This is a genomic window from Runella sp., assembly GCF_965279615.1.
Taxonomy (GTDB): Bacteria; Bacteroidota; Bacteroidia; order Cytophagales; family Spirosomataceae; genus Runella.
In genome coordinates this window covers 1,863,464-1,876,396 of record NZ_OZ257252.1, presented here as the reverse complement: position 1 = coordinate 1,876,396, position 12,933 = coordinate 1,863,464, and the positions used below count along the sequence as shown (strand labels likewise).

General features: G+C 41.9%; 12 protein-coding genes. 8 read left to right on the top strand and 4 right to left on the bottom strand.

Features of this window, described 5'->3' with window-relative positions:
- Window positions 1-64 precede the first annotated feature (64 nt).
- From ACQY73_RS08325 to ACQY73_RS08305, 5 genes are all read left to right on the top strand, one after another.
- Complete coding sequence (locus tag ACQY73_RS08325; protein WP_428664077.1) at window positions 65-685, top strand: L-threonylcarbamoyladenylate synthase; 621 nt, start codon at window positions 65-67, stop codon at window positions 683-685.
- 42 nt (window positions 686-727) lie between these two features.
- A complete protein-coding gene (locus tag ACQY73_RS08320) occupies window positions 728-2,059 on the top strand; it encodes a DUF58 domain-containing protein (protein WP_428664074.1) in 1,332 nt (443 codons plus the stop codon).
- 164 nt (window positions 2,060-2,223) lie between these two features.
- The gene (locus tag ACQY73_RS08315; RefSeq protein ID WP_428664072.1) at window positions 2,224-2,463 is read left to right on the top strand and encodes a hypothetical protein; all 240 of its coding nucleotides are present in this window, start codon (window positions 2,224-2,226) and stop codon (window positions 2,461-2,463) included.
- A gap of 5 nt (window positions 2,464-2,468) precedes the next feature.
- Entirely contained in the window at window positions 2,469-2,879 is a 411-nt protein-coding gene (locus ACQY73_RS08310; protein WP_428664070.1) for a putative toxin-antitoxin system toxin component, PIN family, read from the top strand.
- Between the two features lie 134 nt (window positions 2,880-3,013).
- A complete protein-coding gene (locus ACQY73_RS08305; protein ID WP_428664067.1) occupies window positions 3,014-4,024 on the top strand; it encodes a PDDEXK nuclease domain-containing protein in 1,011 nt (336 codons plus the stop codon).
- Here ACQY73_RS08305 and ACQY73_RS08300 read toward each other — a convergent pair.
- A complete protein-coding gene (locus tag ACQY73_RS08300; protein WP_428664065.1) occupies window positions 4,021-4,641 on the bottom strand; it encodes a hypothetical protein in 621 nt (206 codons plus the stop codon). The two genes, ACQY73_RS08305 and ACQY73_RS08300, sit on opposite strands and share 4 nt — an antisense overlap.
- Window positions 4,642-4,935: 294 nt before the next feature.
- On the opposite strand from ACQY73_RS08300, the gene ACQY73_RS08295 reads away from it, so the two are divergent.
- The 3 genes from ACQY73_RS08295 (at window position 4,936) to ACQY73_RS08285 (ending at window position 9,158) form a co-directional block, all read left to right on the top strand.
- Complete coding sequence (locus tag ACQY73_RS08295) at window positions 4,936-6,288, top strand: AAA family ATPase (protein ID WP_428664062.1); 1,353 nt, start codon at window positions 4,936-4,938, stop codon at window positions 6,286-6,288.
- Window positions 6,269-7,138 (top strand): HNH endonuclease, encoded by an 870-nt coding sequence (locus tag ACQY73_RS08290; RefSeq protein WP_428664060.1) that lies wholly within the window; start codon window positions 6,269-6,271, stop codon window positions 7,136-7,138. Before ACQY73_RS08295 ends, ACQY73_RS08290 begins: the two co-directional genes overlap by 20 nt.
- Window positions 7,139-7,286: 148 nt before the next feature.
- Window positions 7,287-9,158: a gamma-glutamyltransferase family protein gene (locus ACQY73_RS08285; RefSeq protein WP_428664057.1), complete on the top strand. Its 1,872-nt coding sequence runs from the start codon at window positions 7,287-7,289 to the stop codon at window positions 9,156-9,158.
- An 87-nt stretch (window positions 9,159-9,245) separates the two neighbouring features.
- On the opposite strand, the gene ACQY73_RS08280 is transcribed toward ACQY73_RS08285, so the two are convergent.
- The 3 genes from ACQY73_RS08280 to ACQY73_RS08270 are packed head-to-tail and all read right to left on the bottom strand — an operon-like array spanning window position 9,246 to window position 12,899.
- Window positions 9,246-10,823, bottom strand: a complete 1,578-nt coding sequence (locus ACQY73_RS08280; RefSeq protein WP_428664055.1) for a Na+/H+ antiporter — start codon at window positions 10,821-10,823, stop codon at window positions 9,246-9,248.
- Between the two features lie 47 nt (window positions 10,824-10,870).
- Window positions 10,871-11,581 carry an RloB family protein gene (locus ACQY73_RS08275; protein ID WP_428664052.1) on the bottom strand — a complete coding sequence of 237 codons (711 nt, stop codon included), beginning with the start codon at window positions 11,579-11,581 and terminating at the stop codon, window positions 10,871-10,873.
- Entirely contained in the window at window positions 11,565-12,899 is a 1,335-nt protein-coding gene (locus ACQY73_RS08270; RefSeq protein WP_428664050.1) for an AAA family ATPase, read from the bottom strand. The genes ACQY73_RS08275 and ACQY73_RS08270 overlap by 17 nt, the downstream gene beginning before the upstream one ends.
- Window positions 12,900-12,933 lie beyond the last annotated feature (34 nt).

The following is a 12,933-nucleotide window of genomic DNA, read 5'->3' as shown; positions in this document are numbered from 1 at the left end:
TTTTGTAAGAACGAAACCTATTTTGGCGAATTTGTCATTGATCAACAGATAACGGATCGTAAAAATGCCTGCCGAATTTATTCATATTCATCCCCAAACACCCGAGCCGCGCAAGATTCAGCAGGTGGTCAATAGCCTGCGGGATGGGGGTATCGTGATCTATCCTACTGATACCGTTTATGCCCTTGGGTGTGATATACATAATGCCCGGGCGGTAGAACGAATTGCGCGTATCAAAGGAATCAAGCCTCAAAAAAACGACTTTTCGTTTATCTGCCACGACCTGAGCCATATTTCAGATTATGCGCGTGTAAGCAATGCGGCGTTTAAAATCATGAAACGACTGCTGCCGGGACCTTTTACCTTTATTTTGGAAGCCAATAATAAGGTCCCCAAAGTATTGGCCAACCGTAAGACCGTCGGTATCAGGGTGCCGGACCATCCCATTACGCGTATGATCGTTTTTGAACTGGATCACCCCATCATCACTACTTCCATTAAAGACGATGATGACGAGATCATGGAATATCCCACCGACCCCGAGATCATCTTTGAACGCTTTCAACATTTGGTGGATATTGTGATCGACGGCGGTTTCGGCGGACTGGTTCCGTCTACGGTCATTGATGCCACCGACGACAATTTTGACATCATTCGCGAAGGGGCAGGAGAGTTTACGTTATAGCGTTTAATCGTTTTTGAGGCAGTATAATTAACCCTTATCATCTTGAAATACCTTCGGCAACTCTATATTTCCACCCTGTTTTGGGAAGTTTTTATTGGATTGACGGCTACTTTTTTGTTGGCATTTGCCTTCCCTTTTTTGTTTGGCATTGCCAAGATCGTAAGTGCGGTAGCCGCGTTGTTGGTGTTGGTGGATCTGGTTTTGCTTTTTAGAACTAAGGCCGGACTATTTGCCCGTCGCGACGTAACCGACCGCCTTTCCAACGGTGATCCTAATCCCATCACGATCTATTTGGAAAACCGTTACGGATTCAAAGCGCGGTTAGAGATCATTGATGAAATCCCGTTTCAATTTCAAAAACGTGATGTACTGTTTGAGGCCGAGTTGGTCCCCAACGAAACGCAGTTGTTGCGCTACGAACTCCGTCCGACCAAGCGTGGCGAATATAGCTTCGGAGCGGTTAATGTGTTGGTAAGAAGTCCGTTGGGACTCATGAAACGGCGGTTTCAATTTTCGCAGAATAAGATGGTAGCTGTTTATCCGTCGTATCTGCAAATGCGCCAATACGAACTGATGGCTATTTCAAATCGCCTGACCGAGCTGGGCATCAAGCGCATTCGGCGACTGGGGCAGAGCATGGAATTTGAGCAAATCCGCCCTTATGTTCAGGGTGATGATATTCGAACGGTGAACTGGAAAGCCACGGCGCGCCGTAATGGTTTGATGGTCAACGCTTTTCAGGATGAACGCTCGCAGGCGGTGTATTGTCTTATCGACAAAGGCCGCGTGATGAAATCTCCCTTTGAAGGGTTGACGCTGTTGGATTACGCTATCAATGCTACATTAGTATTGAGTAATATCGCTTTATTAAAACAGGACAAAGCCGGTATCGTCACATTTTCGGAAGTGATTGGTCAAATTGTGCCCGCCGAGCGCAAAACGGGACAAATGCAGAAAATTCTGGAAACGCTTTACAAACAAAAAACGCGCTACCTGGAAAGCGATTACGAAACGCTATACGCGCACGTCAGAATGCACATTCGGCAACGGAGTTTGCTGTTGTTATTTACAAATTTCGAGACGCTCAACGCCATGCATCGGCAATTGCCTTTTCTGCGGCGATTGGCCAAAACCCATTTATTGATCGTCGTATTCTTCGAAAATACCGAGACTTCTTTAGTACTGAAAACACCCGCCGAAAATACCGAAGATATTTACCTTAAAACCATTGCCGAACGTTTTTTCTACGAAAAGCGCCGCATCGTCAAAGAATTGGAGCAATACGGCATTCAATCCATCCTCACCGCACCCAAAGACCTGAATGCCAATACGGTGAATAAGTACCTGGAATTGAAGGCACGAGGGATGATGTAGGAGAACAGATTCTTCAGGAATACCGGTGTAAAAGCAGGTTAGCATTACTAATGCAAGCCAAACTGGTTTATACTGCACTATTACCATATTGAAATATTAAGTGTTAATTTTATGTTGTTGATAGTTGAAATCAGTCCCGACTATCTCACGTAATTGCTTAAACCATGACACAGGTAACACTCACAATCAAAGAGAATAAACAGGCTGAAGCGTTGCTTCGCTATTTGGAATCGTTGGATTTTGTGAAAGTAGAGCGCAAAATTACCCCTCGTTCTCCAAAACCAAAAGCTGCGAAAGCAGCCCAAAGTATGAGGGATTTTCTGGGTGGACTCCCCAACCGCTCAGCTAAACAATCTGAAATTAATAAAGCCGTAAAAGAGATACGGGAAGGTAATTTTGTCTGATTGGTATGCTTCGTATTATCATTGTCCCTAATTTGATAGCCAGCGTATTAATTGGAGGAATTACCCGCGATAGATTTAGTGAATTGGTCGGAAGGTTGGATATTCTGGAATTTATCTATTGCGATCAACTCATTGACGAAATAGGAGCGTTTCCTCAAAAAGCTTATTTTCAGAAGAAAGGGATTGATGAATCTTCAGTTAAAGCTTTTATCACTTTTTATCAGGCATTTGCCCTTAAAGTACTGGTTACCTCTCTGGTAAAGGTTGGGCGGGATCGTAATGACCATTATCTTCTAAGCCTGAGTCGTGATGCCCGGGCTGATTCTCTAATTACAGGCGATCCCGATTTGCTATTACTTCGAAAATATTCCAATACCCAAATTGTAACCATGAAGGCAATTATAGAATTGCTGTAAGTGGCACCCATCCTCACCGCTCCTAAAGGCCTGAACGCCAATACAGTGAATAAGTATTTGGAATTGAAAGCGCGAGGGATGATGTGACCAATACCGGTTTACGTTGTCAAAGAGAGTATAAAAAATCATTTAATATGCTCTTAAATCCCAACTTCGTTGCTGAAATACGAAAAATCATTGCCAATGCCCGCGAAAATGCCGTAAGAGCCATTGACCACCAACGAGTGTTGATGTATTGGCATATTGGTCAACGAATTTTCGAGGAAGAGCAACAAGGGAAAGACCGCGCTGAATACGGAAAATACCTGATACGTAATTTGGCGCAAGCGCTTGAACCTGAATTCGGGAGTGGTTTTTCATTTAGAAATCTCAACTGGTATAGGCAGTTTTACCGAGTTTTCCCAATTGTGAACGCACTGCGTTCACAATTTAGTTGGACGCACTACAGATTGCTTTTACCCATAACGGATGAAGACAAAAGAGCATTTTATGTTGCAGAAGCTTCCAAAAATCTCTGGACATCCCGTCAATTGGAACGTCAGATAAACAGCCTCCTATATGAACGCCTCTTACTGAGCAATGACAAAGAGGCTGTTTTAGCCGTTGCTCGTGGTGAACAATTACCTGTTACACCCCAAGATATTATCAAAGACCCTATGGTGTTGGAGTTTTTGGGATTGAAACGCGAAGCGGCCTACTATGAAAAGGACCTTGAGCAAGCTGTGATTACACACCTACAGGAATTTTTGTTGGAGTTAGGAAATGGCTTCTCGTTTGTGGCACGTCAAAAACGTATTCACTTGGAAGGCGATGATTTTTTCATTGACTTAGTATTCTATAATCGCCTCTTGCAATGTTTTGTGTTATTTGAACTTAAAACCCATAAACTCACACATGAAGACCTTGGGCAGTTGCAGATGTATGTCAACTATTATGATCGAATCGAAAAACTTGAACGGGAAAATCTAACCATCGGAATTTTACTTTGCACCGATAAAAACAATGCCGTGGTAAAATACACTTTACCCCAAAACAATCAGAGTATTTTAGCAAGCCAATATCACCTCTACTTGCCGAAAGAAGAAGAACTGACAAAATTGCTTAGGGAAGACATGGAACGATTTGCAATGTTGAAAAATCCTTAATCCACAACGGGTACTATTTCTTTCACATTTCCGCTGATGGGCATGGTAATTACCCTTTTTTGACCTTCCACCAAATAGAAAATATAAGCGCTGTTTTGGCCGAGAATTCTCACCCGTTTGGTAACATTATCATTGAACAGGATCGTGTGACTTGCCTTATGATTACCTTTTTCGATGCTCTGTTTGGTTTTATGGCCATTTCCGACGCGCAACCCCAGGAAAACGCAGGCAATAAATACCAACATAAAGGGGATTTTTTTGTTCTCCTGAAAGTCTCGGTACTTTTCATCTACCTTCTCCACATCTTTCACCATCTTTTTGTACCAAGCCTTCTCGCGACTGCTGTGATGAAAGTGAGGAAAGGCTTTAAAATAGAGAAGATACGTAATCCAAACTGCAATCAGGACCAGAACCAACACCCGAACATCATAAAGCAGCGTATTGACGGGCGACATCAGTACGTCGGAAATCGCGGAATAGTTTAAGATATTAATCCCTAAAAACTTATAGTAAATCACATCGTCGACAATTCCTAAAATGATCAGATAGATATAGCCCAGTGATAGGTATTCCTGTAATCCGTAACTGTGAAGCTTGTTGGTAATTTCTTTTTCCATAATGAGTTGTCTGTAAAAGTGTTTAGGTGTTAACGGCAAATGTATTAAAAATGCCTTCCTGAATCTGCGTTGCGAATTTATGGAAAGGAAAACACTCATAAAAAAATATGTTATTTGAGTAATGACGATTTGGGAAATACCTATGGATTCATAGAACCGTAAATTCGGGGAACATTTATAAAGGGCATGTAGGGGCAGGCCTTGCGTCTGCCCGGGAGGAGAGGATGATTTGCATTCATATCAATTCAATAAATAGTAAGAAAATGGTTAATTTTGGCACAAAAGGGAAATAGTATGTACGTAAAAAAGGTAACCATCAACAATATTCGGTCTATTTCTGATTTTGAAATGACATTTCATGAGCCCGCAGGTTGGCATGTGATCATTGGAGATAATGGCGCCGGGAAATCGACGGTTGTAAAATCTATTGCTCTTGCTATGCTTGATATCCAGGATATTAATGCTGCTAGACAAAACTGGAGTGAGTGGCTCAAGAATAATAAAGATTTAGGCTTCATAGAAGCAATTATTTCACCTGATATAACATTTGACCATTCAACTAAAGAAACATATAATAAAATCTCCTTTGAGCGTGAATCGAATAAAAATAAAGCATCATTATTAGAAGTATACTTCAGGGGAGAGAGGACAATGAAAAAAAAATCTGGAGATTCTCTAACTACAAGTAGTAGTGTGCCATATCCACCGCCAACCCCGACGCCGACGCCGATACCGGTATATCAAGAAGAGAAACATTTTTTAGGTTGGTTTTCAGTAGGTTATGGACCTTTTAGAAGATTTTCGGGAGGCGAATCTGGGACAGATGTAATTTATCAATCAAATCCTCATTTAGGAGCGCACTTTTCTATATTTGGAGAAGGTATTGCCTTGTCAGAGGCAGTACGTTTTTTAAGAGACTTGTATATTGAAGAATCAGTTTCGATACGTAAAAATCAAGATTATAAGCCTACTTTAAAAAATATAATGCAATTTATAAATGAGACAAAGTTGCTGCCTCATGGTGCTATGATAGCAGATGTTGACCTTGATGGTGTTTGTTTTAAGGATGGTTATGGTAATATTATTGCCTCAATGCAAATGAGTGATGGATACCGCTCAATTCTTTGTCTGATGTTTGAATTAATTCGCCAACTTATTAGAAGTTATGGTGAAGAAAAGGTTTTTGAGAACGTAAACAATGGTCAAAACATCATTGATTTACCGGGCGTGGTGTTAATAGACGAGATTGATGCCCATCTTCATCCTACATGGCAAACACGTATCGGGGAGTGGTTTACAATGTATTTCCCTAAAATTCAATTTATTGTAACGACGCATAGTCCTCTGGTATGTAGGGCCTGTGAAAAGGGAAGTATATGGCGATTGGCGGCTCCGGGTAGTGATATAGAGTCCGGAGAAGTGACGGGAATAGAAAGAGAACGCTTGATATATGGTAACATACTGGATGCTTATGGCACGGAATTGTTTGGACAGTCTCCCGTACGTTCGGGAAAATCAGAAGAAAAACTTGAAAGATTGGGGCACTTAAATATGCTTTCTGCCTTTGGGAAAATAACCGAAGAAGAAGACAAAGAAAGACTGGAATTACAAAAAATACTAAGTACAGATGATCCAACTGGCTTCTAATGATTTAGATAAAGATGTACAACAAGAGTTGGACAATTTGCAGTTTAAAGTAGATAACGAACTGACTTTTGCAAAGAAAGTGGAAAAAGCCCAAAGCCTTTGGAACTCAAAAGGAGGGGTTAAAGGGAAGCAGGCTTTCGAAAAAATAACAACCCGGTTATATGGCTTGTGCGTTTCTGAAGGTATTTGCAATTACTGCGAACAAAGTGAGGCTAATGATGTAGAACATATTTATCCCAAGTCATTTTTCCCTGATAAGGCATTTCAGTGGGAGAACTATCTTTTGGCATGCAAACAGTGCAATTCCGGTTATAAGTTAGATAAATGTCATGTGTTAGATGCTGATAATGAATTAATAGTCGTAAATAGAGGTACTGAGCCTTTGTCGAAAATTGGGGCATTCATTAATCCGCGAACCGAAAATCCAAATGAGTTTATGATTTTGAATCTAATGACATTTAAGTTTGACACTATACCGGGATTGTCGAAGAGAGATATCAACAAAGTAAAATCAACACTTGAAATCCTTGAATTGAATAAGAGAGATCCGCTTTTAGTAACTCGAAAAAGTGCAGCAAGATATTATTATGAAATGCTGGAAAGATTGGTGAGAATACTTGAGGTTTTAACAATAGAAGAATTACAAAACCTATTGACTCCCTGTGATGACCGTTTTGACTTGACCCAACCTCTGGAAAGTATAAAAGATGAAATCAAAATAAGTTACAAAAAATCTATTGGAAACCATCAGCATCCCTCTGTATGGTACAGTATCAAAATGATAGAAAGCAAAGTCAATACAAAGTGGAAAAAGCTATTTGATAAAATTCCTGAAGCTCTAACATGGTGAAATATAGGTAATAAGCAAAAATGATGATTATTCGTATCGGTACTTCTAAAATTCCCTCTTCCCGTCATAAATACGCCCCCTTCATTTGACATCCTGAAAAGCTATCCGTATTTTTAAGAATAAATCAACAAACCTGACTGAAATCTCTATGAAACCACTTCGCCTTCTGCTGTTTTTCTGTGCATCACTCCTTGCTGTTTTTGAGAGTAATGCGCAGGCATTCAATAACTTACCGGTTACTACCCAAAAACCGCCGCTGCACGGAAAGCACTGGATGGCCATTACGGGCAAGCCGTTGGCCGCTACGGCAGGTGCCATGACCTTTACCAAAGGCGGCAATGCCATTGATGCCGCTTGCGCCATGTTGGCCGCTACCTGTACCATGTGGGATGTGTTGAGCTGGGGAGGGGAGACGCAGGCGCTCATTTACAACCCCAAAACCAAAAAGGTCATCGCCATCAACGCCCACGGTGTAGCGCCGACGGGGGCCACGCCTGAGTTTTACAAAGGAAAAGGCATGAAATACCCGCCGCAATACGGTCCGTTGGCGGCCGTCACGCCCGGTACGCCCGGCGGATTGATGACGATGTTGGCCGAGTACGGAACCATGTCGTTGAAAGATGTTTTGGCGCCCGCTATGGAAATGGCGGCCGGTTACCCCATCGAAGCCCAGACCGCCAATTCGATCGAAAAAGGCAAAGACCTTATCAAGCAATGGCCTTATTCTAAAAAAGTATTTTTGCCGCACTTGGGTGCGAACCGCGAAGCACCCGATGCCGGTGAGGTATTTGTCCAAAAAGATTTACTCGAAACATTGAAAAAATTGGTGAGTGCGGAGCAACAGGCCTTGGCCAAAGGTAAATCACGGAAGGATGCCATTTATGCCGCTTATGACGTGTTTTATAAAGGTGAGATTGCCAAAGAATTTTCGAGAGGTTGCCGCGAACAGGGTGGATTGATCACCGAACAGGATCTGGCCAACTGGAAAGTGAAGATCGAAGAGCCGATGGTAACCAACTACAAAGGCATTGACGTTTATAAGTTGCAACAGTGGACCCAAGGCCCGGCCATGCTCCAAACCCTGAATATTTTGGAAAATTTTGACCTCAAAAGCATGGGGTACAACTCTACGCGCTACATTCACACGCTGTATCAGGCCATGAATTTGGCGTTTGCCGACCGTGATTTTTATTACGGTGACCCTGCTTTCGGTCCCGAAGAACCGATGAAAGGGCTGCTTTCCAAAGAGTACGCCAAAGAGCGCAGCAAGCTCATCAATCCTGAAATGAATGACCCTAAAGCAGGTCCCGGCGATCCGTATCCGTTTGAAGGTAAGGCCAATCCGTATCAGGATATGTTGAAAAAATGGGGCAGCGCAAGCCTGTTTGACCCTAAAAACAATGCAACATTAGACAAAAAATTTGAGGCTGATTTTACCGCCGGTACTACCTCCATCGAAACCACGGACGAAGAAGGATGGGTCGTTTCCGTCACGCCCAGCGGCGGGTGGGTGCCGGCATGCATTGCGGGCAATACGGGTATCGGTATGAGCCAACGGATGCAGGCCTTTGTGTTGGATCCCAAAGAAAATCCATTCAACGTCGTAGAGCCGGGCAAACGTCCGCGTGTAACGTTGACCCCGAGTTTGGCATTGAAAGACGGTAAGCCGTTTTTGTCTTTTGCCAAGCAGGCGGGAGATGAACAGGATCAGTTGTTACTGCAATTTTTCCTTAACGTCGTAGAGTTCAACATGACCGTACAGGAAGCCTGCGAAGCGCCGAGTTTCAAAACCTTGCAGATGTATTCGAGCTTCGGCGACCACGAACGAATTAACGGAGGACTCACGCTCAACGAAGCGATGCCGGCGTGGACAAGAAAGGATTTAGGCCGAATGGGCTACAAAATAAATTATCAGGAACGTACCAGTGGCCCTATCAATGCCATTTATTTTGATTGGGTGCATAACACTTTTTGGGGTGGCTCCTCCAACCACGGCGAAGATTACGGCATCGGCTGGTAATCGCTCTTTTGTCACCCTGTAAGGGTCTCATCTCAAAAGCGTCCATTGTTCAATGGGCGCTTTTGTTTTAGCATTCGGCTGATTTGCTTACGTGTATTTGAGCTTTTCTTCTTCCAGGTCTATCCCGTACAAAAACTTTCGGATGATTTCTTCATCAATCTTATTGTCGGTTTTGTTTTGGTTTCGTAGCCACACCCTTTGTTGTTCTAAAATATCCAAATAGATTTTTTTGGTTTCTTCCGAAATGTATTCATCGGGTTCCGGGTTGCTTTTCTGTTCCCAAAAGGCTACCTTTTGCCGCAGGATGCTATTACTTACAAGATGACGCTTGTAGTTGGTGTTGAAGTACTGTAAGGTATGCTCATGCATTCCCTTTTTGAGCAAACGTTCTGTTTCTTCTTCGGGAAGATAATCGTGGAAATCGGGCAGATCTACCTTTTTAATTAACCAGGGAAGGGTAAGCCCCTGTAAAAGTAAAGTGACTAAAATCACGACAAAAGTGATGAACAAAATCAGGTTTCGGTGCGGAAACGGAACTCCGGCGCTCATTTCTATCGGTATGGACAAGGCCGCCGCCAAGGATACCACGCCGCGCATACCGGACCAACTTAATAGGAGGGGAGCTTTCCAGCCCGGATTTCTGTCGGCTACCTCAATAAATCGACCTGCTATTTGGGTGACAACCACGGCTCCGTAGGAGGCCAAAGTCCGTACGATGATCAACACAAATGTGATCAATAACCCGTATCCGATGGCTACGGAGAGTGCGGTCCCTTCCTTTTTTAGACCTTCGTTGATTTCGGGCAAATCGAGTCCAATCAATAAAAACACCCAGCCATTCAGCAGAAACACAAGGCTTTGCCACACATTGACTCCTCGTAACCGAGACGAACTGCTCAGAAAATAATGTCTTCTGCTTGACATCAGCAAACCTCCACTCACCACTGCCAATACCCCCGAGCTGTGTACTTCTTCCGCGGCTATGTACATCACATAAGGCGTGACCAAGGTCAGGGCAATGTCCATATTGGCATCGGTGGGTAGGTATTTATGGGCTTTCATAAACAGCCAACCGACCAATACGCCGATGGCGGCGCCCCCGATGACCATCCACCCGAAACTAAGGGCCGCTTCCTGCCACACAAAGCGCCCGGTGGTGGCGGCAATCAGGGCGAAGCGAAAAATGATCAGTGAAGAAGCATCGTTCAGCAAGCTTTCTCCCTCCAAAATGGACGACATTCGACGCGGTACTTTGACAAATTTCAGAATAGCGCTCGCGCTTATGGCATCAGGAGGTGACACAATACCGCCCAGCAAAAATCCCAATGCCAACGAGAACCCGGGAATGAACCAATCCGCCACAAACGCCACCGACAAAGCCGTAAAGAAAACGACGATAAACGCAAAACTCGTGACAATGCGCCGCCACCGCCACAGTTCTTTCCACGACATGGCAAAGGCCGCATCGTATAACAGCGGAGGCAGAAAAATGATAAAAATCAACTCCGGCTCAATGTGTATTTTAGGAAGTCCGGGCAGTAAACTTATCAGCAATCCGGTGACTACCAGCAGCACCGGATAGGCCACTTTCAGTTTGTCTGCCAACATGATGAGCAGTACAATAACGACGATCAATGAAAGGTAAAAGGGGAAATGTTCAATCATATAGGGTTGGTGGGTGGTATTTGTCAGTGTACTTTATTAGCTTTCTTTTAATATGGTTTGTATGAAAAATAGGTTATCCATTCTAAAAGTTCTTTTACGAGTATATGAATCCTGGTGCTTGGATTGGCTTCAATTGCTGTTTTGCCATGTTGTTTCTGTAGTAATATTTCTGCTCTATTAATAGCGTTGGTTTGGTTTCCTATTTCATCTATGATTTGTAATATCGAAGCATTTCCGTGTTCGTATTCAAATGTTTTATGTGCTTCATCGTCTCTTATATTCTCTTGCAATAATGCATATATTTCTGCTCTTGGTAATGCTGTATTGGCATCAACCTCAGTTAAATGCAGCAAAAGCCATAATTCAAAAGCTTCATTGCTGTATGCTGTTTCAATATTATTGCTTTTTGCTATTTTAAATGCATCTTCAAATCGTTTAATTTTGGCTGCGTTTTCATCAGCATCATCTTTGTCAAAGACAGCCCATACTACATCCACCTCTTTTTTTGCTTCAAACGAAAGTTTTTCCCTTTCTACTATCGCTTGTTCTACAACACCTTTCGCATCTCTACCTGTTCCTACCGGTCTAAGAAAAATAGTTTCTTTAGGAATTTGGTTTTTGAAACGCTCAAAATAGGCAGGCTCTGTATTTTCATCTTCACATACTATTAGAAACAAATATTGATACCGCTTAAATCTAACGGGTCGTTCCTCTAATTCCTTTTCTTGAAACTTTTTTAGCTTACCTTTTTTTGCCATTATTTTTCGATTTTAATGGTTTAAAAGGACTTAAAAACGGTACAGCTCCATACCTTCCTTCAAAATATCTTTTCTCTTTATCTGTGTCAGGTCTTTCCTTTGCAGCTTTAGAAGATTTTAGGTCTCCCAGATAAACGAAGTCAGATAAAGAGAATATTTCTGTAGATTCCCATTGGTTTTTTTCGGTGAAATAAATTTGGTCTCTTCTAAGATCTGAATATGAAAGTAAGTTTGTGTCGTGAGTGGCAAAAATTATTTGGGCATTGTTAGGATTAGTTTCTTTATTTAAAAACATATTTATAGTATCCAACGTCAATAAGGGGTGCATTTTTGCCTCTATTTCGTCAATAATTAGGACACCTCCATTTTTTAACGCCCATAAAATAGGACCGCTTAGATGTAATGCTTTATTTGTACCTTTTGACTCTCTTTCATCAAACGGCCAAGGCTTACTTTTTCCTGTTTCTTTACCATCTAATGAATACGTTTTATGTAATGCCTGAATTGAGTAACCTTGTGAACCCGACAAGTCTTTAACTAACAAATTTCTGGTGGTTTCATTGATGCTTTTGGGTAAGTCTGATTCTTCAAAATCCTTTTTAAAAATATCTACGCCTATAAAACCAAGATTCAATCTCAATAAATAGTGAGTTATATCTTCTCTGTCGGTTTCATTATCCCACATAGTTACCGTCCTTATTTCTTCATCTTCGGTGTCAATACCGTCTATGTTGTTAAAGTGCTTGAACCATTGAAAGATTAGTTTAGCTTCTTCAACATTAAACATATCACAAGTAGAAAGAAACAACGCATTAGGTTTCGTTGCTTCAATTGCTAAGTCAATTATTTTGGCATTCCCTTTAAATCCAGATGAAGGGTCTATAATATCTCCTTGTCTTAAAAACAATACAACTTCTCTACCTTGACCCTTTCTGTATAACCATTCACTTTCTATAGATTCTTTGTAAAATTCAACACCATACCTGTACTTTTCTTCGTCTATAATAAAAGTAATTTCAAATTTTGTGGGCTTTTTATCCCAACCCTCGCGAAGTAAAAATGGGTCAAAAGGTAATTTAGTTGTGGAGGATGACCGTGCAGAAAGATGAATAAGTTTGTCAAGTAACCCCATTGCAAGCAAAAGATTGCTTTTTCCACTTCCGTTGGCTCCATAAATAGCTAAAGCATTTAAGGAGTGGTGTTTCCCTTTGGAAATGATATTGTCTGAATATTCCTTTTGCTTTGGAGCAGGAATTAGACTCAAAATTTGCTCCTCACCTATTGAACGATAGTTGGAGACTCTAAACTCTATCAACATGGCTTATTTTGAATGATTTCTGCAAAAATAGAGT

Coding starts and splice junctions, on each gene's coding strand:
- ACQY73_RS08325 (WP_428664077.1), top strand. CDS start 65: ATGCCTGCCGAATTTATTCATATTCATCCCCAAACACCCGAGCCGCGC.
- ACQY73_RS08315 (WP_428664072.1), top strand. CDS start 2,224: ATGACACAGGTAACACTCACAATCAAAGAGAATAAACAGGCTGAAGCG.
- ACQY73_RS08310 (WP_428664070.1), top strand. CDS start 2,469: ATGCTTCGTATTATCATTGTCCCTAATTTGATAGCCAGCGTATTAATT.
- ACQY73_RS08305 (WP_428664067.1), top strand. CDS start 3,014: ATGCTCTTAAATCCCAACTTCGTTGCTGAAATACGAAAAATCATTGCC.
- ACQY73_RS08300 (WP_428664065.1), bottom strand. CDS start 4,641: ATGGAAAAAGAAATTACCAACAAGCTTCACAGTTACGGATTACAGGAA.
- ACQY73_RS08295 (WP_428664062.1), top strand. CDS start 4,936: ATGTACGTAAAAAAGGTAACCATCAACAATATTCGGTCTATTTCTGAT.
- ACQY73_RS08290 (WP_428664060.1), top strand. CDS start 6,269: ATGATCCAACTGGCTTCTAATGATTTAGATAAAGATGTACAACAAGAG.
- ACQY73_RS08285 (WP_428664057.1), top strand. CDS start 7,287: ATGAAACCACTTCGCCTTCTGCTGTTTTTCTGTGCATCACTCCTTGCT.
- ACQY73_RS08280 (WP_428664055.1), bottom strand. CDS start 10,823: ATGATTGAACATTTCCCCTTTTACCTTTCATTGATCGTCGTTATTGTA.
- ACQY73_RS08275 (WP_428664052.1), bottom strand. CDS start 11,581: ATGGCAAAAAAAGGTAAGCTAAAAAAGTTTCAAGAAAAGGAATTAGAG.
- ACQY73_RS08270 (WP_428664050.1), bottom strand. CDS start 12,899: ATGTTGATAGAGTTTAGAGTCTCCAACTATCGTTCAATAGGTGAGGAG.